This is a genomic window from Burkholderia sp. E168m22 (assembly GCF_001319805.1).
Classification (GTDB): domain Bacteria; phylum Pseudomonadota; class Gammaproteobacteria; order Burkholderiales; family Burkholderiaceae; genus Burkholderia; species Burkholderia orbicola.
This window is the reverse complement of record NZ_BBSK01000019.1, coordinates 52,930-72,532: the sequence shown is the minus strand read 5'-3', so window position 1 is coordinate 72,532 and position 19,603 is coordinate 52,930. Positions and strand designations below refer to the sequence as shown.

Genomic DNA, 19,603 nt, shown 5'->3' with positions numbered 1-19,603 from the left:
CTTTACCGGTTGACGGTGAGCGCGATGTCGACGTCGCCGATCGCGCCCGCCTCCTTCGCCGCGACCTGGAACGACACGGACTTGCGGGCCTCGCGATCCGCCTGCGATTGCGACGAAATGGGCGGTGCGTACACGTAGTAGCCCTTCGACAGCGTCTGCCCCTGCACGATGGCGCCGAAGCCGGCCGAGTTCCAGACGCCCGGCGCGAGGTAGCCGTTCGTCACGGCCTGATCGCACACCGACGAGATCGCGCCGGCGATCAGCGCGTTGCCCGCGTCCGTCTGCGGAATCTTCGTGGGGCTCTGGTACTGCAGGTTGTAGACCTCCGTCTGCACCGCGTTCTTGAACCAGATCGCGTTGTAGATCGAGTCGACGAAGATGCCGCTGGGCGTGACGCCGTACTGCACGATCGCGGTGTTGTTCTGGTACGCCGCGAAGACGTTGCAGTTCTTCGCCTGCAGCGCGTTGGCCTGCGACGTCGACAGCGTTTCGGCGACGATGCCCGGCTCCTGCTTGTAGTCCATCGTGATCGTCGTGCTGTTGCCGTTGAAATCGACGGTCAGCAGACGGCCGAGGAACGAGCTGATCGCGTACGGGCTCGCGCTCGAGTACTGGATCACCGAATACTGGTAGTCGAGCGCCTTCAGGCGACTCGCCAGATCGGTCGTCACCGTCGAGTCCAGCGTCTGCGGGTTCTGGGTCGTGATCCCGTAGATATGTGCCTGATCGGCCTCGATCATCGCTGCAACCGCGACATGCTGATCGTCCGTCACCGCGGTGTCCGCGAACTCGATTCCGAGAAACTTGTTCGCGAAGCGATCGAGGAAGATCGCGACCGCGTCCGTCGGCTGCTCTGCCGAGATCCCGCTCACCGGCGGCGACGCGAGCGCGCTCGTCAGGCCGAGCATCGCGGATACGTCGGTGCCGGCACCGGGTGCGGTGGCATAGCTGACCGTCGATGCCGCGACGCCGCCGGCGAGCGTGGCGCCCGACAGCGTGATGGCGGTGCTCGACTTCGCGAGCGTGATAGCGTTGCCGGCGTTGCCCAATGCGATCGCGGTGACGGTCGTGACGGCACCGACCGTCGCGTAGCTGCACTGCGACAGGTTGGCGTCCACCGAAGCGGCGAGGAACGCCTGCAGGTTGGCAGCCGTGGCCGCGGCGTTCGCCCCGATCAGCACCTGGCTGCCAGCCGGCGCGGCCGCGACGAACGTCACGGCGGTGCCGTTGATCGTGACCGTGTCGTTTGCCGCGGGATTCGCCGTCAACGTGATCGTGCCGCTCGCGGCCGCGCCGATCCCACTCGACTTGCTCGTCACCTGGAATTGGCTGCCCGTCCACACGACCGTCGCGTACGACGCCAGTGCCGCCTGCACGATCGAGGCCACGCCGTTCAGGTTCGACACGCCCGAGAAGTTCAGCGCGGACACGTTGCGCGCGGTGCCGTCGATCGTGATGTTGAACGCGCCGTTCGTGATCGCCTGCCACAGCGCGAGCGCCTGCTGCGCCGTCGACAGCACGCCGCCGCGCAGAGAGCCCGACGTCGCCGTCTTCGCCCAGCGGCCGATGCATACGCTTTGGGGCTTCGGCGTCTGGCCGAAGTACAGCGCGGCAGCGGAGTACTCCGGCGCCGCGGTGCCGTAGTCGGACGCAACATCGGTGATTCCGGCATACGAGCGCATCCGCTCGTTCGTGTCGATCACCGTCGATGCGCCCAGAATGAGCGCGGTGTTCAGGTTGGCGCCCTGCGCCGCGAGCGCCGCGAGGCTGAGCGTCACGTTGATGCGACGCGATACCGGCAGTCCGTTGGACATGCTGATCCCCTACAGGTTGACGTTTATGGTGGATGTGACCGGCGGCGACGCGTCTGTCGTCGTCGACGCCTGCACGGACTTCAGGTTCAGGACCGCGTAGGTGCGCGTGACCTTGCGGCGCAGCGTCACGGTCATGTCGTAGCGCCGCACCCATTGCTGGTTGACGAGATCCGGCGCCGGGCGAATCGCCCCGACGCCGACGAACGCCATGTCCTGCAGCTGGAGCTGCTCGCGGTTCTGCGGGACTGCGAGGCCGTCGGCGAGGCGCTGCGCGTATCCCTTCCCGCTCGGCCCGTAGAACGTGCACATCACGTCGATGTCTTGATGCCGGATGTACGTGTCGTGCCCATCTCCCGCGCCGTCGTGTTGGATCACGGGCCCTGCGTCCGGCTCTTGTTCTTGCACGCCGAACGCACACCAGTTCACGGTCGGCTCGGGCTGCTTCGGCACGGTCTGCTGCCAGCGCGGCCGTACGAGGTCCGCCGGAAGAGCCGTGATGCCCGCGATCAGGTCGTGGACCAGATCGTCGAGTGCATCGTCCTCGGACGGCGGCGTATCGACGGCTGGCGCCAGGTATCCGCCTGTCGAGCTGTCGGTCATGGCGTCATCCCGAAAGAGGCTTCAGATCGCACGTCGCGCAAACGAAGCCGCGGCCGAAGTGCGAGTAGTCGTTCACGTTGACGACGGTGTATGTGCGTCCGGCCCACACGACTTCGTCGGCGTCGTAAGCCGCGCTCCCGTCGATCAGCCGGAACATCGTGTGCAGGGTGATCGAGCCGATGATTCGGCTGCCGTCCGCGTTGCGATGCAGGATGTCGCCCTTGTCGCTCGTCACGACGGCCGCGAACGGCGTTGAGGCGGCAGTGTTCTGCGCGCGGCCGTGGTCGTCGACTGTCTGCGTCATGCGATTGCAGAGCAGCCCGGTATCCATGAAATCGGGATCGAGCAGGACATCGGTTACGTCGAGAAACGCCATGCGCGACTCCAATGCAAAAGGGCCGCACAACGCGGCCCATCGGGTATGAGGTGTGGTGTTACTTCTTCCGGCGTCGCACCACGTAGGTGATCGACTTCAAATACTCGCCGGTGTTGATCAGCGGGATGATGCCGGCAGCCGACTGGATCTCGGACAGGCTCATGCCGGCCGCTTGCGCGCCGGCATCGATCAACGCGGCGTAGTCCTTCTCGGCCTTGCGCGGCCCCTTCGTGCGGCGCTGCCGGTACCGATTCGCCACGGTCGACGGCGCGAGCGGCGGCGGTACGCTGTTCCTGATCGTCAGCCGGACCGACGACACGGCCAGCGTGCCAGCTGCATGAAGCTGCTGATCGACCTTCTCGAGCTTGCCGTCGAGCGCCGCGCCGACGCCGCGCTGCAATTGCACGGTCACGGCCGGCAGCGCGTGTTCGACGCCCGGCACGAGGTGCGGCCGCGCCGGCACGTTGTTCGCCGGAGAACCGGTCTCCATGATGTAGCCGATTTCCGCGTTGCTGATCGGCTCTCCCTCATCCTTGCGGCCGGCCGTGATGTCGGGCACGCCGACCAGCACCTGTTGCTGGACGAGCGAGCTGATCGATTTCAAGACCGCGTCGACGTTGTCCATCGTCATCTTCACGACCATGGCGACCTCGACCTTTGTTTCCTAAATCTGCAATCCACCTGCACCCATCGACAGCGCGAGCGTGTAGTAGCGAACGCCATACATCGTGCTGTTCCAGAATCCGGCGCCGTCCAGCGTTACCGCGCCCGTGTCCTGGCTCGCGCTGACCTTGTCGACGGACTTGGACGTCTGCGGGCCGATGACCTGGCCGGGGACGCCGCCCACCGCCGCGGTATTCTGGTCGCGCATCCCGATCGCAAGGTGGTGTGCGGTGACCAAGCCGATGCCGATATCGGTCAGCTCCATCCACCGCAGCGGGTTCACCAGCGACACAGCCACCGTCAACCAGATCTGGACGACAGGGTCCGGATACCGAACCGTGTCACCGAATTCAGGAAACGTTTGACGAAACTGAGCGATGTCCACTGGTCACCTGTTCGATTGTGGGAACGGCGGCGGCCGATTTGCGGCGCGCCGCCGGAAGGCAATTATGCCTTCTTCCCGTTGCCGCGCTGGGCGCCGGCTTCCGACGAGGAAGCCTTCTGAGCGGCTTCGAAAGCCGCGACGCGCTCGTCGAGTTCACGCGCCCGCGCGGCATGCTCCTGCTCACGCGCAACGATCGCCGCCTCGCGCCCGTCGAGCTCGCCCGCGCGCGCGTCGAGATCCTTGCCGAATGTCTCGAGCTCGGCACGCATCTCGGCGAGGCGGGCAGCCTCTTTCGAGGCATCTTCGCGCGCGGACGCCAGTTGCGCGGCCTGCGCTTCCAGTGCCGCGCGCGCCGCGGCGAGTTCTGCTCCGTCGGCCGGCGCGACGGCGGCCGTCGGCGTCGCGTCGCCCGGCTCGCGCGTGTGGTGCTTCACGTACCAGTGCGCAGCAACGGGTTCCGGGAAATCGCGCTCGCCGGCCGGGAAATGCTCCAGCGCGCCGTCGTCGTGCCGGAGCGTGAACGGGGTATGGACGTAGAGCTTCGGCATGTCAGATCCCGTCCCGGTAAGCCGCCGTCACGCCGTAGCGCCACTCGATCTGGCCCAGACGCGACCAGTAGGTCGTGATCTGGAACAGCGAGCGGTATTCCAGCGGCGTGCGTTGCAGGTCGGTCATCGGGTACTGGACGTACTTCTTGTCGCTGTTGTATGCGACCATCCGGTCCACCGTGCCGAGCGTGCCCGGCGTACCGCCGACGCCGGCGCCGATCAGCCACTTCAGCGGCAGAATCTCGAGCTTCACGCCCTGCTGCGTGCAGATGTTGTTCTCGAGCAGGTAGGTCAGGATCGACTTGTTGCCGGCCGAGCTGATGACCTGCGACGCGACCCAGCCGAGCTGCGCCGGCGGCAGCATGAGGCGATTCGGCTTGACCTTCCAGCCGGACGCCTGCCATGCCGACGTGAGGATCTCGTTGACGTCGGCGAGGATCTCGTCCGGCGTCTTCGTCGTCCACTGCGGCGTGCCCTTCGCGCCATTCGGAACGTTCGTCACGCTCGCGACCGCGCCGTTCGAGTTCACCAGCCCCGTGAAGCCGAGCTGCGGATCGCCGAAATACACGATCTGGTCGATGTCCATGTTCCGCTTGAGGTTCATGGCGTCGACTTTCTGGCCGTCGATCGGCGTGCCCAGCTTTTGCGACTTGACCAGCTCGGGCACCGTGTACTTGACTTCGGCACCCCAGAGGCGCATCGGCTGCGGCGTCTTGCCGATATCGACCGACGGGCCCGGCAGGGCGTTGCCTTCGTTCGAAATCCAGTTCAGGCCGTTCGGGTTGATGCCGCCGCTCATGCCGTAGGCCGAGTTCGTGAACGACGCGATTTCGTCCGCCGCCGAGACGTCCGAGCGGATGTAGACGTCGCGCGACCACGTGTATTCGACGAGCGGCTCGTTCAGCGTCTGGTCCAGGCGCTCGAGCTGACCGACCAGGAACGCGCCGGTCGAGTCGATCGTCTGCTGGTCGTAGGTCATCATGCCGTCGGCGGTGCGCGCGCGAATCAACCGGCGCGTCGCGTCTGCCACGGCCGCCGACATCGAGGCCGCCAAGAGCGGCGCCCCGGCCCGGCGCAGGTGCTTCAGTTCGGACATGTCCATTCAATGGCTCCAGAAATGCAAAAGCCCCGCGTCAGCGGGGCTCAGGTGAAGCGCTGTGTCAGCGCCGGGGATCAGATGTTGACGGCGATCTCGGTGATGCCGTAGGTGTCGCCGGGGCCCGTGAAATACCAGCTCGCGGGCATCGCGACGGTGTTGGTGCCATCGGCCGCCGCCTCGAAACCACCGAGGGGCTTCCCGGCAGCGGCCGCCGCGACGCGCAGATAGACCGTGCCACCTTTCGTGGCCGGGGTCGTACCGCCGAGCGCGACGTTGACGTATCCGCGCTTGAGCACGTCGGTCACGCCGCTGGCCGGCGGCGTCGAGATGCCGAGCGGATCGGTACCGTTGCCCTGGATCGGGTACGGGCGCAGGTTCACACCGTAGACCAGCGCCGCGGTGTCGGCCGCATTGTTGATCGGCTGGATCTTGCCGTTGACGAGCTTCACGGCCACGCCGAACACCGTCGGGGGCGCCGCCGAGTCGATCTGCTGCGGCTCGATCGTCGCGACTTCGGCGCGCTGGAGGTCGCCGGCAAAGCCAGCCGGCATGCGGAAGGTATAGGCTTGCAACGAGGGCATGTCGGCTCCTTACTTGTGGGTCGCCCAGAATTCGGCGTGAATCTGGTTGATGTCCTTTTTCTCCGGCTGATTTGCGTCGCCGGTCCGTTGGGTCGTGATGCCCGAGTTCTTGCTGCGCACGAGCGCGGCCGCCGCATTGAAGTAGCCGGCCACGACGGCGCAAGGCAATCCCGAGGGGTCCACGCCGCCGAGCACCGACTTCACCGTCTCGGCGTTCTCGTTGTCGAGTGCCGCGCGCAGCGCGCGCCGGCGCAGCACGCAGAGCGAATCGGTCGTCTTCTTGCGGATCGCCTTCGCGTCGAACGTCGGCAGGCGCACGCCGGGCGCGAGGATTTCGGCGAGGGACAGCGCTTGCTTGAACTCGTCGGCCAGATCCTTGCTGTCGCCAGTCTTCATTCCGCCCTTGTCGTCGCCGCCGCCTTCGCCATCGCCAGTGAGCATGGCGTCGTCGTCATCGTCGTCGCCGAGGCCATCGCCGTCGCCCGTTGCCGCGCCGCCGGTCTCGAGCTTCGTCACCCGCGCGACCACCGCATCGACCTTGCCGTCCACCGCTTTGATCGCATCGAGTACCTGCTGCAGCGCACCCGCGCCGCCGGCACCCGCCGAATCGTCATCGCCAGTAGCGGCGACGGCCGGTTTCGCCTCGGCAGTGCCGGGCATGTGGATGTGGATCTGCGGCTGGCCGTCGCCGGGCTCGTCGCCTTCGTCGCCGGTCATCTCGCCCGCGACCTGCTCGAACGCGTCGGAATCGCGCGTCATGAACGCCTTGCGCAGCTTCTCCATGAGCGTCGACTGCGCGGGCTTCTTCTTCGTTGCCATGCTGGAATCTCCTGTCGGGAGTAGGTTGGGACTGCTATCCCCGATCGAACAGACCGGGCCACAGCGGGCGTTCTTCACGAGTGCGACGTGGTTCCCCACGATCGTCACCTGTCGCGCCCGCCCCGGCGCGATTTGCTCGTAGTCGGCGTCGTAGCCGTTGCTGACTTCCGTCAGGTCTTTCGACTGCACGCGGCGAATCGCCTCGGCATCGGTGATCAGCAGGTCGGCCAGCATCAGGTCGGCCTGCGCGCCCTCGCCGCGGCGCACGTTTCGCACGGTGCCGCGCGCGACCGACATGTAGTTGGCGGGCGTCACGAAATCCGACGGATGGTTGATCGTGACCGGCTTGCCCTCGAAGCTCGCGAGCGTCTCGGGACTGAACAGCACATCCGCGGTGCGCTCCGCGACGATGATTCCGTCTTTCGCCTCCAGCTCGGGGAGTTCGCTGTACACGTAGTCCTGCGAGCCGATCCGCGCGATAGGCACGGCCTCGCAGAGCAGGAAGCCCTCCGGCGTCATCGACTGGCGCTCGCCGATCTGCTCGGTCGTGTACATCCCCGAAGCGGTCACGCCGTCACGGGTTCGGGCGCGCGCCGGCGCCGCGTGCGTGCCGCCGCACGTGCACGCGTGGTCGGCCGTTCGAAAGCGGAAGAGTTTCATCGGTCTCTGGCGGGTCAATCGACCCAATCGGGGATGTCAGCGGTTTGGCCCGCGAGCGGATGGGTGCTGTCGGCACAGAACTGGATGCGCCCATCGGTGATGAACGAGTGGCAGACGTGTTCGGCGCCATCGGGCAGGTCATACGAGACGCGCAGCGACGGGGAAAACGTCGGCGCGTCGAGGCTACCGTTCCACTGCCACCGAGCCGGATGCTGCGCCGCGCAGCCGACCGGATAGATGACGTGGAGATCCCCGCACGGGCATTCGAACAGCAGCGAACCCAGCGCGGTCAGGTGCATCTTCGGCATGGTCAATCCCCGATGATCGGTTCGGCCCAGCAGCGGCAATTCCAGATGCAGCCCGGGTGGAACCGCATGTAGACGCCGTTCTCCTCGACCTCGGGCGGCTCGTCCCAGGAACAGACCTTTCCCTCCATCTCGCGATGACCGGGCCGCACGGCGCCGTCGCCGCTGGTGCGCCAGATGTAGTGCGTGCCGCCGATGCCGCGCGCCCGCGCCTCGGTCAGCACCGTCGACGCGCGCGACACCTCGGTGCGCGCGATCATCGTGGCGCGGCTGGCTGCGACCTCGCCCGAGGCGGTGATCATCTTCGCGATCTCGCTCGAGCGGGTGCTGTCGACCAGGCCTTCCAGCGTCAGCTTGTGCACGCGGTCCGCGGCCTCGCGCGGAATCGACGTGATCAGCGTCACCTGCTCGGCCATGAGCTGGCGAAGCGTCTCGCCGGTCGGCGCGTTCTGGATCTCGTCGCGCAGCGCGCGCGACATGTCGGCCGCGCGCTGCATCCACGCCTGTTCGTCGCGCCGGCTCAGATCAGCGAGCATGCGCGCCGCCGTCGACTCGGCCCACGGCGCAAGCGCATCCGCATAGCGGCGCAGCAGTTCCTCGATCGTCGGTGCGAAGGACGCATCGCCCGGCGGGAAGCCTTTCACCAGGACGCCGACCTGATCAGCGATTTTGCGCAGCTGCGTGCCGTACTGCTGCTCGGGCACGGTCAGCCGGACCGGGTTTTTCTTCCGGTCACGCTTTCGGTCGAGGGTGAGAATCATGAGCGTCGGAACAGGCGGCGAATCAGCGAATCGCCGGTGCGTGCCGCCGGCGACGGCAGTGCTCCGCCGCCAGGCAGCGACGTTTCGATCGTCGGCGGCTCGGGCAACTGCTCGTCGGCCTCGGCTTGCTCGATCGACTCGTCGGAGATGTCGCCAAACATGCCCGTGTCCGGCGAGGACGCTTTCAGCTCGCGCATGCCTTGGCTGCGCGTGATCAGGTCGGCGTCGACTGCCTTCGTGACCGAGTCGACCGTCTTGTTGCCGATCTCAGCCTTCTCGGCGGCGGTCATCTCCTGCAGCGGTCGAAACTCGTAGCTGAAGTCTTCCGGCAACTGCTGACCGACCGTCGAACGGCTCACCACGTCTATCAGCACGTGCAGCGGGTTCCGAAACTTCCGCTCCTGCCGCGCGTGCACCTTCTCGTGGTACAGCTGACGTGATCCCTCGCCGGTATCGCTCAGGCCGGCCGGCTGCTGCCCGAACAGGCGGTCGAGCGGAATGCCGGTCGCGCCGCTGAGCTGCATCGCGAACTGCAGCAGCACGTCCGGCAGCCCACTGAACGAGAACTGATGCGTCTGGAACGTATCCTCGCCGTCGACCAGCGTGAGGCCCTCGTTCGTCTGCGCGAAGCGGATCATCTCGACCTGCTTCATCAGCCCGGCGAGCGCCGGGCCGCCCTGCGCGATGATCTGGCGCAAGTCCTTCACGCTCAGCGTCCGGAGGTGCGCCTTGTAGACGAGCTGGCCGATACCGACGGTCGCGCTGTCGAACGCAATCAGTCGATCCCACATCGGCTCAAGGATCGACAGTCCCCATCCGTTTTCGCTGATGCGCTGGTAGAACGGCAGCGCTTCGCCATCCAGCCGTATGACGCGCGAGTAATGGATGCGGCCCTGCGGCAGCCCGATAGCCGACGGCAACACGTCGTAGAACTTCGGCATGCCAAGATGCGGCCCGAACTCGGTCACCGTCTCGCCGACCGGCGGCGCCACCATCCAGCGATCGAGCACCAACAGGCCCTTGAACTGCCCTCTCCCGATCGTCTCGACGCGCAGCGGTGTCGACATGTCCTGGCCGTCGATCAGCATCACCGCGATCGCGCCGCCGTACAGCTGGGCCCACTTCCCGGTGTCGCAGAGCTGGTCCCAGATCGCGAGGCGAGTCATCGCCGTCTCGATCTTCGTGACGTCGGTCGGGTCGAGCCCGGACATCTCAATGCCCTTGCGGGTCATGTCTTCCGGGATCGCATCGACGGCCGCGCGCACGATCCACGACCCACGGTATGCCGCCTCGAGCCAGATCCGGTTGCGGCTCTGGTATGTGAGCGTGTACTGCGAGGCCGACGACTGATTGTCGGCGCCCCAACCGAGCCGTGCCTGGAAGTTGGCGAACGAGTCGGCCGTGCGCATGCCTACGGCCGCCGCGCCGGGCGTCGGCGTCGACGGCCGGGTCTGCGGTTTCTTTCGCGACATTCTGGGTTGGTCCGGTGGTGCTCAGCCGGCGAGCCGCTCCCAGACCGACAGGTCTCGAGCAACTCCCAGCATGTCGTTGATGGCATCGACCATGGGGTCGATCTGGTCGTCGTGCATGTGCGTGTCGTCCGCGGTGAACGAGTCACACTCGGCGACGAAGTCGCTCACCCAGTCGGCCTCGGACGGGATTGCGACGTTGCCGGAATCGATATGGCTCACGACATCCATGACGCGCGTCAGCTTGTCCTTCACGCGCTCGATACCCTCGATCGGGATGCCGCCGGCCGCCTGAATGTCCTGAATCAGCCCGGTACCGCTGGACTTGTCCTCGACCTTCATCTGGCGCAGCACCGGCGCGCCCGGGTCGCCGGCGCCGATCGCGTTGTGCTTGTTCCAGAAGTCGAGCGCGCGCTGCTTCAGCTCCGGCGCCTTCCACTTTCCGCGGACCAGGTCGATCAGGTACAGACGGTTGTCGTAGCCCAGCCCCCAGCACTCGAACACGCTGTAGTCGTTCCGCTCTTCTGTCTTCTGCGCGGTATCCGCGAATATTTTCCGGTACTGGAGCTGCGGCAGTGCGCCGTAGCGCAGGAACTTGCCGCTCTGGATGATGCCGCCGCCCAACGGCGACGGCCGCTGCATGTACTGGCCGTTGAACACGTACGCGTCGGCCTTCTCGGACGCGAGCAGTTCGTGCAGCGGTTCCTTGTACGACCAGTAGCTGTACCGGCCGTCCGCGTCCCGCTCGTCGCACTCGACGCGCTCGCGGATGTGCGCCGGCAGCTTCGCGACGTACTCGTCCGTGATCAGCGCCGGGATCTCGATGAACTCCCACTCGCCCGGCAGCTTTCCGGACTTGATGAAGCCCGTAGGGTCTTCCTCGGCCAGCCGCTGCATGATCACGATGATCGGCGTGTCCGGATTCGCACGTCGGCTCTTCACGGTCGACTGCAGCTTGCGGTTCGCCTTGTCGCGGTTCGTCTTGCTGTACGCGTCCTCGACCTTCAGCGGATCGTCGATGATCAGCGCGCCTTGCCAGCCTTCGGCCATGTGGCCGGCTCGGAAGCCGGTGATCTGACCGCCGAGCGAAACGGCGTACACGCCGCCGGCTTTCTTCCCGTCGAGGAGCACGTTCCAGCGCTTTTTCGACTTCGCGTCGTCAGCCACCTTCAGCGGCCATAGCGCCTGGTACTCATCGGATGCGACGATGTCGCGCGCCGTCTCGCTGTTCAGCAGCGCGAGGTCGTCCGAATACGAGATGTGCAGGAACCGCGCGCGCGGGTTCAGCGCGAGGCCGCGAGCAATCAGGTTGATCGCGACCAGCTCGGTCTTCGACGAGCCCGGCGGCACGTTGATGACGACGTTCTTCAGCGTGCCGTCGATCACGCGCTGCACCGTGTCGGCGATCAGCACGTGGTGCCAGTTGACGCGGAACTTGATCGCCTGGCGATGCTTGAAAAAGTACCGGCTGAAAAACAGGTGATCCCGCTCGCACTTCGCCTTTAGGACAGCCCGCTCGATGGCGGGGTCAATACTCGTCTTCGAGCTTGGCGACGGCGGCTGCGACCTGGCTTTCATCGACGACGACCGTCCTGTTCTCGATCGGGCCGCCGTTCTCCCCAGTGTGTTCGAGGCGGCGCCGGTTCGTGTAGGCGTCGCCGGATTCCTTCGCAGCCTGTTCAAGCAGCTGCGCCATCAGCGGCAGATTGTTGCGTCGCTCCGCTTCCGCGACGGCACGGTCGAGCGCGCGCAGGCGCACGGCACGGTGCGACACGCCGATGCGCGATGTGTCGTTGAGGAACTCCTCGCGCGTGCGCTCGAAGATCTCGCGGTACTTCTTGCTGAGCGTCGATCCGGCGCGCTTCGTCGGGTCGTAGCGCTCGCACTGCTGCGGCGACACCTCGACGCCGAACTCTTCCCGCACGGCCTTCGCGGTGCGCGAGATCGTGTCGAAGCACGCCAGCGACTGCACGATGAACACCTTGATCGCGTCGGGAAGTGCTGCCATAGCGGGAAAACGTTCGGGTTATGCGGCCCGCAGGATGCAGGTGCCGCAGGCGCGGGCGATATCGACGTGGCCGATCTCGGGCGCGCGCCGCGCGGCGTCGACCAGCTTCGCGGTATCGCCCGCGCCGCCGGCCACGCCGTAGCGCCGGACAATGCCGACGAACTCCTCGACGTCGTGCCCGCGGATGCCGAGCTTCGGCATGCCGTCCTTCGTGAAGGCCGGCGCGCCGAACTCGTCGGTGCGCTGGCCGATGTGATACAGCTCGTGCTCGACGAGCGCACACCACTGCAGGTCGTTGCACTCGCGCGCGTCGTGCGCGTCGAGCGTGATCAGGAACGCCGGCACGCGGCCGAACCATTCGAGGAACTGCTGTTCCTGCCGGGCGCGCTGCCACCCGCCGGCGCGGATCGTCACCTCTTCGCACTGGCCGACGACGCGCCGCATCTGGCGCACGTTCTCGACGGCCGCCCAGAGGTAGGCGACGTCGGCATCGACCAGGTGCTGGTGATCAGGGTTATGCAGCGGTGCGCCCTCGCGGAGGAGCGTGTCGTTCACCCACTCAGCAACGCCGTCGGCCGGCACGATGCGCCGGATCCAGTTCGAGTCGTCGAAGAGGATGTCGGGGGGTGCCGGGCGAGATACTGGTAACGCATTCGCTATCGCGGCAGATCTGCTCATCTTGTGATATCTGCAGTTTGATTCGAATAATGAAACACTCGATTCAATTCCGCCAATTTTATTCAAATAGCGAAATTATTAAGATAATTCAACGGCGTTGACTTAAATCACTCGATTAACGCAATATCCTCATGGCCGCGTGCTGGGAACGCGGTCACGGACAATCGTCTAATAAACGCAAACAGGAGAGCATTAATGACTACCGCACGAGCAACCGAACAGGCCGTCGAACTCGTCAAAACAGCACTCGCATCCGGGTTGGTCGCACCAGCCACCGGTGACCGGTGGTTCACTGACCCTGCCAAAAATGGAGAGCAACTCGGACAATTTATCGGCGCAACCGTGGCCAAGATCGCTAAGGAAATAGACGCCCTGTAGAAATGGGTGACTTAAATTCGGATTAGATCCTGCCGACCGAGTAAAAAACCCGCTGGCCTGTCGGCTCAGCGGGCTTTGGTCGCAACTCTGCAATCTGGCGAAAATCTATACCCTGTCCGCCACAATAGCAAGGGGAATTTTCGCCGTACCCCTTACGCCTCAACGGCCTCCGCGATCGTTACGTTGTTTCGCTCGAAGAGCGGGGTCAGCCGCTTCACGGCCTGGTGCTCCAGCTCGGCGAGCCGCTTCCGGATGATCTGCGCGTTCCGCTCGAGCGTCCGGACCGTGATGTGCGTCTCCTCGGAAATTTCCCGATACGACAGGCCGTCCTGGCGCAGCCGCGCCTGCGAGTGCCCCGCGATCAGCGCCATGATCGCCTTGCCGTTCGTCACCGTGAGCGACGGCCGCAGGTACGTCCGCATCTCGACCAGCGCCCGCTTCCACTCGGCCGATGGCGGGATTCCCGGGTCTGCCGCGCGCGTGGCGCTCGCCGGCCGCGCCGGCATGCCGCAGGCATAGCGGAGCCACACCGCGTTGCGTTCCGGCTTCAGCAGGTGATCCCGCACCGCGCCGACGACCATCGCGCACTGGGCCCGGATTTCGTCACCGCTCAGCCCGTCGAAGTTGATCGTCCCCGACGAGGTGCCGTACAGGTAGTCGAGAAATTCAGCCTGGCGCGTGCTGAGACGGCCGACCGATTCGAGGATCTGGATCAGCGCCAGGCGGAACTGCTGTTTCTGCCGCGGCGGCAGCGACGTCACGAGAAAGCTGACGTGCAGCGCCTGCTGCGTGTTCTCGAAGATGGCGATCACCGGCCACCCCGCGTCATCATCGCAAGCGCCTGGCGCGTGTCGAGCTCGGCCATGTAGCCCGTCAGGTTGCTCGTGAAGTCCGGCCGGATGCGCGTGTCGACGTGCGTGCCCGGCGAGCGGCTCGTGCCCGCGAGCGAGTACATCCGGCCGCGATTCTCGGAATGGCAGTCTAGCCGCGCCAGCGCGACGTCGAGCGACAGCAGCTGGCGCACCGACGAAACGGGGTGCTTCAAGCGGCGTGCGAGGTCGTGCGCCGAGTACCGGACGCCGGGCTTCATCTTCCCGATCATCTCGTTGATGGTGAGTTTGCATTTTGCTTTCAATGCCCCGCTCCTTATGCTGACTTCAGATTCAACTCGATCGCCTCGATGCGCACGCCCGGCGTGCGCGCGTAGCGCTTCGACACCCAGAGGTCGACGACCTGGCCGTCGTCGACGTACACCACCCCGTTCATGCCGTCCTTCAACGCCTTTACAACGTTGTCGGCGTCCGGCTTCTTCGTCGCTCCGATGGCGCCGGCGGCCGCCTCGCCCTGTCGCTTGTTCGACCAGCTCGCCGGGATCGGCAGACCGATGTGCACGATCAGGCGGATCGGGCCGGCGTACGGCGCGGCGCTGCACATCGCCGCGCGGGCGGCCATCTTCACAAGGTTCTCGTAGCGCTCGGATTCCTCGGGCGTGTGCGTCCGCACGATGCCGTTGCGGCGCGAGAAACGCGGCCGCCCCTTCGCGACCGGTTTGCCCGGAACGACGAACTCGACGCGCTGCGCGATCGGCGAGGCCGCGATGAGGGACTGTTGCGTCATACCCGACCCCACGGCTTGAACGCACGCCACAGGCGAGTTATCCATGGGCCAGTCGCGGCGAGCTCATCCTCGGCGATCTGCGGCGCGAGTTCGAAAAGCGCGCCGCCGGGCCCGCAAGGCGCAAACTTGTCGCGCATCGCCTTGCATGTCGGAAGCCAGCCGTTGATCGGGTCGCGCAACATTGCACCTTCCGGATTTCGGCAAACGCGCTGCAACGTGGGCGGCGGATCGACGTAACCGAACCGGCAATCGGCGCAAACCAGCACGGGGCCATCCGAATCCTTGAAGCGAGTCGAATCGTTCATGCCGTCACCTCGTCGCTCACGTTGTCCGTCACCGGCACGCCGCTGATCGGGCGCAGCCACGCATCGGGAATCCATCCGGCCTTCAGCTCGCACGGCTGAAACGTGAGAACGTCCGTCCCCGGGATCGGCGTCGGTGCCTCGACGTACCAGCAGAAGCCGAGGTGCAGGTAATCGCCGTATGGCGCCTTCACCTCGACGATGCGGTCGCGGGCTTTGCCGCGCGTGATCACGGCCATGTCGCCGACTTTGCAGTTCATCGCCCTTCCCCCATCAGTACGCCGGCCGCGACGGGCCCGGCAGTGTTGCGAAATGCGCGGTTGTGCTCGTCCCACCACGGGCCGTCGCCGGCCGCGTCGAACACGCGCAGCTTGAAATCGAACGGAGGTTCGTCGCGGCCCTGCTCGATGCCGAGCGTGCCGCCGTGCTCGACGATGCCGGTCCACGAGCGCCACCAGTCGCCGACGGTGCGCGCTCCTGTCGCTGGCTTCGCGGCGCGCGCGGCGAGCAGGTCGCCGAGGATCAGCTCGAGCAAGCCGAGGTTCAGCGGCTGCTCGGAGCGCTCGCGCTCCCGGCGCTTGCGCCCCGTGGCGATGGCCGCGCGGAGGTCGTCGGCCGTCACGCCGCGGCCGGGCCAACCGGCCAACCGCGCGTCATCGGCGGCGAAGCCGACGCCCGACGAGCGAAGGATTTCGACGAAAGCGGCGGCGGCGATCGGCGGTTCGTCGCCTACTGCCTGTGCTGTGCCGCCGCCGCTTAGGTTTACGTTTACTTCTCCCTCTCCTTCTCTCTTGCGATCGGGGGGCGATGCTTTAGGTGATCGGGGGGCGATCGGGTCGGGATCGCGCTGCGAATCGGCCACGATGTCTTTCACCTGCTTTTTCCGGAGCCATTCCGATTGGGGGGCGACGCCTTTCAGCAGTTGCGCGGCCTCGACAACCTGCTTGCGAACGGCGACTGTGTCGATCTCGATCCCCCATCGCTTGGCGTTGCCGACTGAGCCCGACAGGCTGCTCGTGAGCTTCGATAGCCACGCCTCCAGCACCTTCTCGGCGGCGACCGGGTGATACAGGCGACCGTCGGCGCACTTCACCCACCCGCGCAGCGCGTGTTCCTTCACACGCTTCCAGTTCTTCGACTGGGACAGATGGCCGAGCATGCGGTCGTCTGCCGGCAGGCTCGCGGCCGGAATCTGATGCCAGCTTTCGAGCCACAACGTGATTGCGGCCGCACGCTCGTCGCCGGTGCCAAGGATCCACGTCTCAGACGTCAACAGACGCTTCACCTCGAGCGGCATGAACGGGAAATCGCGGAGGTTGCAGTCCGCTGGGGTGAGAGGATTCGGGAGCTGATTCATTCGCACAATCCGTACGCCGAAGCGCATGCGGTCGCCGGCTCGGCGTCCGCGAGTAGGTCGTATTGGCGGCCGCCGCGCGTCGTTTTCGACCACTCGACGACCTGATGCACAGTTGTGGCTTGGCCGGCGTGCCCCGTCGTGCCCATGTGGAAAAATGAAACAGGGCTCAACGGTCGACACACCTCCGAAACGAGGCGCTCCCACGCGGCGATGCGCTCGACGTGCTCGGGAAAGCGGCGCGCGATTTCGCGCAGTTCGAGCTTCCCTGCGTTGATGCAGGGCATGCAGCCGACGCGCGTCATGCCTTCGCGGTACAGCGGATTCGCGGCGACGCCGGCTGACGCGTGCGCCTCGAATACGTCGGAGACGTTCCAACGCAGGATCGGACGGAACACCGCGTAGCAGCCACCGCGCCATTCATATTGCGGAAGCCACCGGCGAGCCTCGCTCTCGTCTGCACGCACGCCCTGCCAAGATTCGACGAAATAGCCCTCGTCGATCAGGCCGATCGCGTACTCGGTCAACGGGTTGCGCTTCAGGTACTCGGTGCAGAACTGGCGCTTCCGGGACGGGAAGCCGCCCCGCACCATGCAAAGATCGAGGAACGGGTTTCCGGTCGGGTGCAGCAGGTCGAGTGCACGCGCCGCCGCCTCTGGCGTCCAGGCGTACATGAACTCGCGCCTTCCGTAGACGGCCGACTCCGGCACGCCGGCCGCGATCTGCGCGAGGTTCGCGCGCTTCGTCGCGAACTCGTCGGCGAAGTCGGCGCGCACCATATCGACGGTAATGCCGAGCGCGCGCGGCAGGTATTCAAGCGCGTACTCGTACGTCGACTCGTGCTCGTTGCCGGTGTCGGCGAACACGGCGCGGACGCTCTCGCGACCGTGCAGCTCGAGTGCGACCAGCAGCGTCGCGGTGCTGTCCTTCCCGCCCGACAGCGAGACAACGTGAAGGGTCTGGCGATCGGTCACGAAGCCTCCCAAAGCAGCTTCTGCCCGCGCAGGTGCGCCGCCGTGTCGACGCGCGGCCGCGCGGGCGTGTTCCAGTTGCCGCCACCGCGCGCGCCGACCAGATGCCAGCCGGCGCCGCGGAGACTTGCGCCGCCCTCGGCCGGCAGCGTGTAGGTGATGAGTCGCGCGTAACCGAGCGCGCGGGCCGCGCGCCACGCGGCGCCGTATAGCATCGAGCAGGCATTGCGCGTGCCGTCGGTGCAGCAGCGCGTCACCTCGAGCGTCCAGCCGTCATCGTTGCCACGCGCGACCGGGCGGCCGACGATCGCAACGCCGCAGATGCCTGTGCAGTCGGCTCGGCCCATCAGCATGTCGTCGGCGACCGCGATGCTGAACTTGTGGCCGACGACAGGCGCGTGATGCCGGTGATGCTCAGCGACGAATACGTTCGCTTCTTCGAGCGAGATCGGGACGATGACCATGCCCATCAGATCAACCTCCCCTGCGCGCGCTCGGTATCGAGCGCCGCGGAGCACGCAGGATTCACCCAGACCACCTCGGTCCGAGCGCGACCACCGTCCGCCTGATGCCGGCGCTCAAACCGCTCCCAATCCGGATACAGTTCCTCGTCGTATAGCGGGCTCGGATAACCGGACAGCACCACCATGCCGCGAACCGCGCGTAGTACTGCCGCGAGCGCGCTGTGATCGTCGTCAGTCATTTCGTGGCGGTAACCGTGCGTGCTCGAACTGCGGCCGGCCAGCGACGAGCGAGTGCTGTGCGCATACGGCGGGTCGACATAGAACAGGGTGGATTCCGCGTCGAGCCGAGCCACTACCTCGAGCGCGTTTCTGTTTTCGATGACGACGCCCTGCAGGCGCCGCGTGAACGCTGGGATCGCATCAGACCAGGTGGCCCATTCGTAGGCTGGCAGGACGCGCCCGTCCGTCAGTTTCGAGCGGAAGCCGGTTCGGCAACTGCGCGTGGCACTGTCGCTGCCGTGGCCCATGAACGAGCGCACGATCAGCTTGTGGGCGGCGTCCATCTCGTCGGCCGCCGGCTCGTAGGACCAGTCAAACTCGTCGCGTGCGAACGGCGTCAGCGCGCAGCGCCGCTGCAGTTCGAGCGCGCGGTCGACATCGCGCAGAATGCGAAAGATATTGACGATGTTCCCGTCGAGGTCGTTGTAGCATTCCGCGCCGACGCGATCCTTCAAAAGCAGGACTGATCCAGCGCCGCCGAACGGCTCGACATAGCAGGAGTGCGCAGGGAAAAACGACATGATCCAGGGGGCGAGTCGGAACTTGCCGCCGTGGTAGCGCAGAACGGGGCGAGTGACGGCCATCACGCAACCTCCCGCGCGATGTGCGGCAGCGGCTCGGCAGCCGATTCGATCGCAACCTGGATGCGCTCCAGCTGCTGACGGAGTCGCTTGACCTCGGGATCGATGCTGACCCGGCGCGCGGCCTGTTTGCAGGCGCTGGCGATCTCCCACGCGCCGGCGCTTGCCGGCAGCCCAAGCGCACGCGCGAGCTCGCCGCGCGCGCTGTCGATTTGCATCGCGTCGCGCTCCGCATGCTCCTTCGCCCGATCGAGGATCAGCCGCCGCTCCTTTTCCGCCTCTTCGGCCAGGTTATCGAGCCGCTCGGTGGCGACCTTCAGTCGGCGTTCCGCATGCAGCTGGTCCCGCACGGCATCCGCGACAATGTCGCCGAAGCGCGCGCGCAGCTTCTTTTCGAGCGTCCATTCATTGCAGAGACCCGCGCGCAGCTGCTCGTGGTTTTGATCCGCGAGCCGCGCCATGCCGTCGATGATCAGCTTGATCCACGCGTCGCGCGGCAGGTTCTCCATGTTCTTCAGTGTCGGGCCCTTCAGCGAGCGCCAGCCGTCCGGGCCGCGCACGATCAGGCCGCAGCCGGCCGGAATGTCCTCTTTCTTCAGCAGCCCGACCGGCGCGGCGAAGATCACGCCGGCGGCGAAGCGCAGGTACGACGTCCACTTGCCGGCCGTCACGTCACGCCGGAAGTCGCCGACGCTGATCTTGCATTCGTACGCGACCGGCTGGAAGCGCGCGAACGAGCACGGCACGGTGTAGACGTCCGGCCGCGGCGAGCCCGCCGGCCCGAGTTGCATGTCGGTCCATACGAGGCGATCGGATGCGCCGCGAAGATGCGCGGCGAGATCCTTGGCGAGGTCATCGTGCGCCCAGTTCATGCGAACTCCCCACTCACGC

26 protein-coding genes are annotated in these 19,603 nt (G+C 66.2%); 1 reads left to right on the top strand and 25 read right to left on the bottom strand.

Going from position 1 to position 19,603, the window contains the following annotated elements; genetic code table 11:
• Nucleotides 1–2: 2 nt before the first annotated feature.
• From AP428_RS05340 to AP428_RS05270, 15 genes are all read right to left on the bottom strand, one after another.
• Nucleotides 3–1,814 carry a DUF3383 domain-containing protein gene (locus tag AP428_RS05340; RefSeq protein ID WP_054927758.1) on the bottom strand — a complete coding sequence of 604 codons (1,812 nt, stop codon included), beginning with the start codon at nt 1,812–1,814 and terminating at the stop codon, nt 3–5.
• A gap of 9 nt (nt 1,815–1,823) precedes the next feature.
• The gene (locus AP428_RS05335; protein ID WP_054927757.1) at nt 1,824–2,414 is read right to left on the bottom strand and encodes an LIC_12616 family protein; all 591 of its coding nucleotides are present in this window, start codon (nt 2,412–2,414) and stop codon (nt 1,824–1,826) included.
• A 4-nt stretch (nt 2,415–2,418) separates the two neighbouring features.
• Nucleotides 2,419–2,790 carry a hypothetical protein gene (locus AP428_RS05330; protein WP_054927756.1) on the bottom strand — a complete coding sequence of 124 codons (372 nt, stop codon included), beginning with the start codon at nt 2,788–2,790 and terminating at the stop codon, nt 2,419–2,421.
• A 58-nt stretch (nt 2,791–2,848) separates the two neighbouring features.
• A complete protein-coding gene (locus tag AP428_RS05325; RefSeq protein ID WP_054927755.1) occupies nt 2,849–3,433 on the bottom strand; it encodes a hypothetical protein in 585 nt (194 codons plus the stop codon).
• 21 nt (nt 3,434–3,454) lie between these two features.
• Nucleotides 3,455–3,838 (bottom strand): DUF4054 domain-containing protein, encoded by a 384-nt coding sequence (locus AP428_RS05320; RefSeq protein WP_054927754.1) that lies wholly within the window; start codon nt 3,836–3,838, stop codon nt 3,455–3,457.
• 62 nt (nt 3,839–3,900) lie between these two features.
• Nucleotides 3,901–4,386, bottom strand: coding sequence for a hypothetical protein (locus AP428_RS05315; RefSeq protein WP_054927753.1), 486 nt, complete (start codon nt 4,384–4,386; stop codon nt 3,901–3,903).
• Nucleotide 4,387: 1 nt separating this feature from the next.
• The gene (locus AP428_RS05310) at nt 4,388–5,488 is read right to left on the bottom strand and encodes a DUF2184 domain-containing protein (RefSeq protein WP_054927752.1); all 1,101 of its coding nucleotides are present in this window, start codon (nt 5,486–5,488) and stop codon (nt 4,388–4,390) included.
• A gap of 71 nt (nt 5,489–5,559) precedes the next feature.
• Nucleotides 5,560–6,066, bottom strand: a complete 507-nt coding sequence (locus AP428_RS05305; RefSeq protein WP_054927751.1) for a hypothetical protein — start codon at nt 6,064–6,066, stop codon at nt 5,560–5,562.
• A gap of 9 nt (nt 6,067–6,075) precedes the next feature.
• Nucleotides 6,076–7,545: a DUF2213 domain-containing protein gene (locus AP428_RS05300; protein ID WP_054927750.1), complete on the bottom strand. Its 1,470-nt coding sequence runs from the start codon at nt 7,543–7,545 to the stop codon at nt 6,076–6,078.
• Nucleotides 7,546–7,559: 14 nt separating this feature from the next.
• Nucleotides 7,560–7,853 carry a DUF6527 family protein gene (locus AP428_RS05295; protein ID WP_054927749.1) on the bottom strand — a complete coding sequence of 98 codons (294 nt, stop codon included), beginning with the start codon at nt 7,851–7,853 and terminating at the stop codon, nt 7,560–7,562.
• 2 nt (nt 7,854–7,855) lie between these two features.
• Nucleotides 7,856–8,611: a phage minor head protein gene (locus tag AP428_RS05290; RefSeq protein ID WP_054927748.1), complete on the bottom strand. Its 756-nt coding sequence runs from the start codon at nt 8,609–8,611 to the stop codon at nt 7,856–7,858.
• The gene (locus AP428_RS05285) at nt 8,608–10,083 is read right to left on the bottom strand and encodes a DUF1073 domain-containing protein (protein ID WP_054927747.1); all 1,476 of its coding nucleotides are present in this window, start codon (nt 10,081–10,083) and stop codon (nt 8,608–8,610) included. The genes AP428_RS05290 and AP428_RS05285 overlap by 4 nt, the downstream gene beginning before the upstream one ends.
• A 21-nt stretch (nt 10,084–10,104) precedes the next feature.
• Nucleotides 10,105–11,658 carry a phage terminase large subunit gene (gene terL, locus AP428_RS05280; protein WP_054927746.1) on the bottom strand — a complete coding sequence of 518 codons (1,554 nt, stop codon included), beginning with the start codon at nt 11,656–11,658 and terminating at the stop codon, nt 10,105–10,107.
• On the bottom strand, nt 11,609–12,088 hold the full coding sequence (locus AP428_RS05275; RefSeq protein ID WP_054927745.1) for a DUF2280 domain-containing protein: 480 nt from the start codon (nt 12,086–12,088) through the stop codon (nt 11,609–11,611). The genes terL and AP428_RS05275 overlap by 50 nt, the downstream gene beginning before the upstream one ends.
• Nucleotides 12,089–12,106: 18 nt before the next feature.
• Nucleotides 12,107–12,766, bottom strand: coding sequence for a putative metallopeptidase (locus AP428_RS05270; protein WP_054927744.1), 660 nt, complete (start codon nt 12,764–12,766; stop codon nt 12,107–12,109).
• Nucleotides 12,767–12,961: 195 nt separating this feature from the next.
• Between AP428_RS05270 and AP428_RS36615 the strand changes: the two genes are divergently transcribed.
• On the top strand, nt 12,962–13,144 hold the full coding sequence (locus AP428_RS36615) for a hypothetical protein (RefSeq protein ID WP_156349303.1): 183 nt from the start codon (nt 12,962–12,964) through the stop codon (nt 13,142–13,144).
• 152 nt (nt 13,145–13,296) lie between these two features.
• On the opposite strand, the gene AP428_RS05265 is transcribed toward AP428_RS36615, so the two are convergent.
• From AP428_RS05265 to AP428_RS05220, 10 genes are read right to left on the bottom strand one after another with little or no spacing between them, the layout of a single operon-like run.
• Nucleotides 13,297–13,905, bottom strand: a complete 609-nt coding sequence (locus tag AP428_RS05265) for a hypothetical protein (protein WP_156349302.1) — start codon at nt 13,903–13,905, stop codon at nt 13,297–13,299.
• 47 nt (nt 13,906–13,952) lie between these two features.
• A complete protein-coding gene (locus tag AP428_RS05260; RefSeq protein WP_054927742.1) occupies nt 13,953–14,279 on the bottom strand; it encodes a hypothetical protein in 327 nt (108 codons plus the stop codon).
• Nucleotides 14,280–14,290: 11 nt separating this feature from the next.
• Nucleotides 14,291–14,761, bottom strand: coding sequence for a RusA family crossover junction endodeoxyribonuclease (locus tag AP428_RS05255; RefSeq protein WP_054927741.1), 471 nt, complete (start codon nt 14,759–14,761; stop codon nt 14,291–14,293).
• A complete protein-coding gene (locus AP428_RS36610; RefSeq protein WP_156349301.1) occupies nt 14,758–15,066 on the bottom strand; it encodes a hypothetical protein in 309 nt (102 codons plus the stop codon). The genes AP428_RS05255 and AP428_RS36610 overlap by 4 nt, the downstream gene beginning before the upstream one ends.
• Nucleotides 15,063–15,323 carry a hypothetical protein gene (locus AP428_RS05245; protein ID WP_054927739.1) on the bottom strand — a complete coding sequence of 87 codons (261 nt, stop codon included), beginning with the start codon at nt 15,321–15,323 and terminating at the stop codon, nt 15,063–15,065. The genes AP428_RS36610 and AP428_RS05245 overlap by 4 nt, the downstream gene beginning before the upstream one ends.
• The gene (locus AP428_RS37105) at nt 15,320–16,420 is read right to left on the bottom strand and encodes a DUF1376 domain-containing protein (RefSeq protein ID WP_197285584.1); all 1,101 of its coding nucleotides are present in this window, start codon (nt 16,418–16,420) and stop codon (nt 15,320–15,322) included. Before AP428_RS37105 ends, AP428_RS05245 begins: the two co-directional genes overlap by 4 nt.
• Complete coding sequence (locus AP428_RS05235) at nt 16,417–17,391, bottom strand: phosphoadenosine phosphosulfate reductase family protein (RefSeq protein WP_197285583.1); 975 nt, start codon at nt 17,389–17,391, stop codon at nt 16,417–16,419. Before AP428_RS05235 ends, AP428_RS37105 begins: the two co-directional genes overlap by 4 nt.
• Nucleotides 17,388–17,858 (bottom strand): XF1762 family protein, encoded by a 471-nt coding sequence (locus tag AP428_RS05230; protein WP_054927737.1) that lies wholly within the window; start codon nt 17,856–17,858, stop codon nt 17,388–17,390. The genes AP428_RS05235 and AP428_RS05230 overlap by 4 nt, the downstream gene beginning before the upstream one ends.
• Nucleotides 17,858–18,715, bottom strand: a complete 858-nt coding sequence (locus tag AP428_RS05225) for a DNA adenine methylase (RefSeq protein ID WP_054927736.1) — start codon at nt 18,713–18,715, stop codon at nt 17,858–17,860. Before AP428_RS05225 ends, AP428_RS05230 begins: the two co-directional genes overlap by 1 nt.
• Nucleotides 18,715–19,584 (bottom strand): hypothetical protein, encoded by an 870-nt coding sequence (locus AP428_RS05220; RefSeq protein WP_054927735.1) that lies wholly within the window; start codon nt 19,582–19,584, stop codon nt 18,715–18,717. The genes AP428_RS05225 and AP428_RS05220 overlap by 1 nt, the downstream gene beginning before the upstream one ends.
• Between the last annotated feature and the right edge of the window lie 19 nt (nt 19,585–19,603).

Excerpts from the sequence above, each read along its gene's own strand:
- AP428_RS05340 (WP_054927758.1), bottom strand. The coding sequence starts at position 1,814 with ATGTCCAACGGACTGCCGGTATCGCGTCGCATCAACGTGACGCTCAGC.
- AP428_RS05335 (WP_054927757.1), bottom strand. The coding sequence starts at position 2,414 with ATGACCGACAGCTCGACAGGCGGATACCTGGCGCCAGCCGTCGATACG.
- AP428_RS05325 (WP_054927755.1), bottom strand. The coding sequence starts at position 3,433 with ATGGTCGTGAAGATGACGATGGACAACGTCGACGCGGTCTTGAAATCG.
- AP428_RS05310 (WP_054927752.1), bottom strand. The coding sequence starts at position 5,488 with ATGGACATGTCCGAACTGAAGCACCTGCGCCGGGCCGGGGCGCCGCTC.
- AP428_RS36610 (WP_156349301.1), bottom strand. The coding sequence starts at position 15,066 with ATGAACGATTCGACTCGCTTCAAGGATTCGGATGGCCCCGTGCTGGTT.
- AP428_RS37105 (WP_197285584.1), bottom strand. The coding sequence starts at position 16,420 with ATGAATCAGCTCCCGAATCCTCTCACCCCAGCGGACTGCAACCTCCGC.
- AP428_RS05290 (WP_054927748.1), bottom strand. The coding sequence starts at position 8,611 with ATGATTCTCACCCTCGACCGAAAGCGTGACCGGAAGAAAAACCCGGTC.
- AP428_RS05255 (WP_054927741.1), bottom strand. The coding sequence starts at position 14,761 with ATGACGCAACAGTCCCTCATCGCGGCCTCGCCGATCGCGCAGCGCGTC.
- AP428_RS05295 (WP_054927749.1), bottom strand. The coding sequence starts at position 7,853 with ATGCCGAAGATGCACCTGACCGCGCTGGGTTCGCTGCTGTTCGAATGC.
- AP428_RS05275 (WP_054927745.1), bottom strand. The coding sequence starts at position 12,088 with ATGGCAGCACTTCCCGACGCGATCAAGGTGTTCATCGTGCAGTCGCTG.
- AP428_RS05300 (WP_054927750.1), bottom strand. The coding sequence starts at position 7,545 with ATGAAACTCTTCCGCTTTCGAACGGCCGACCACGCGTGCACGTGCGGC.
- AP428_RS05245 (WP_054927739.1), bottom strand. The coding sequence starts at position 15,323 with ATGAACTGCAAAGTCGGCGACATGGCCGTGATCACGCGCGGCAAAGCC.
- AP428_RS05315 (WP_054927753.1), bottom strand. The coding sequence starts at position 4,386 with ATGCCGAAGCTCTACGTCCATACCCCGTTCACGCTCCGGCACGACGAC.
- AP428_RS36615 (WP_156349303.1), top strand. The coding sequence starts at position 12,962 with ATGACTACCGCACGAGCAACCGAACAGGCCGTCGAACTCGTCAAAACA.
- AP428_RS05330 (WP_054927756.1), bottom strand. The coding sequence starts at position 2,790 with ATGGCGTTTCTCGACGTAACCGATGTCCTGCTCGATCCCGATTTCATG.
- AP428_RS05285 (WP_054927747.1), bottom strand. The coding sequence starts at position 10,083 with ATGTCGCGAAAGAAACCGCAGACCCGGCCGTCGACGCCGACGCCCGGC.
- AP428_RS05305 (WP_054927751.1), bottom strand. The coding sequence starts at position 6,066 with ATGCCCTCGTTGCAAGCCTATACCTTCCGCATGCCGGCTGGCTTTGCC.
- terL (WP_054927746.1), bottom strand. The coding sequence starts at position 11,658 with ATGAAAGCCAGGTCGCAGCCGCCGTCGCCAAGCTCGAAGACGAGTATT.
- AP428_RS05225 (WP_054927736.1), bottom strand. The coding sequence starts at position 18,715 with ATGGCCGTCACTCGCCCCGTTCTGCGCTACCACGGCGGCAAGTTCCGA.
- AP428_RS05270 (WP_054927744.1), bottom strand. The coding sequence starts at position 12,766 with ATGAGCAGATCTGCCGCGATAGCGAATGCGTTACCAGTATCTCGCCCG.
- AP428_RS05220 (WP_054927735.1), bottom strand. The coding sequence starts at position 19,584 with ATGAACTGGGCGCACGATGACCTCGCCAAGGATCTCGCCGCGCATCTT.
- AP428_RS05230 (WP_054927737.1), bottom strand. The coding sequence starts at position 17,858 with ATGGGCATGGTCATCGTCCCGATCTCGCTCGAAGAAGCGAACGTATTC.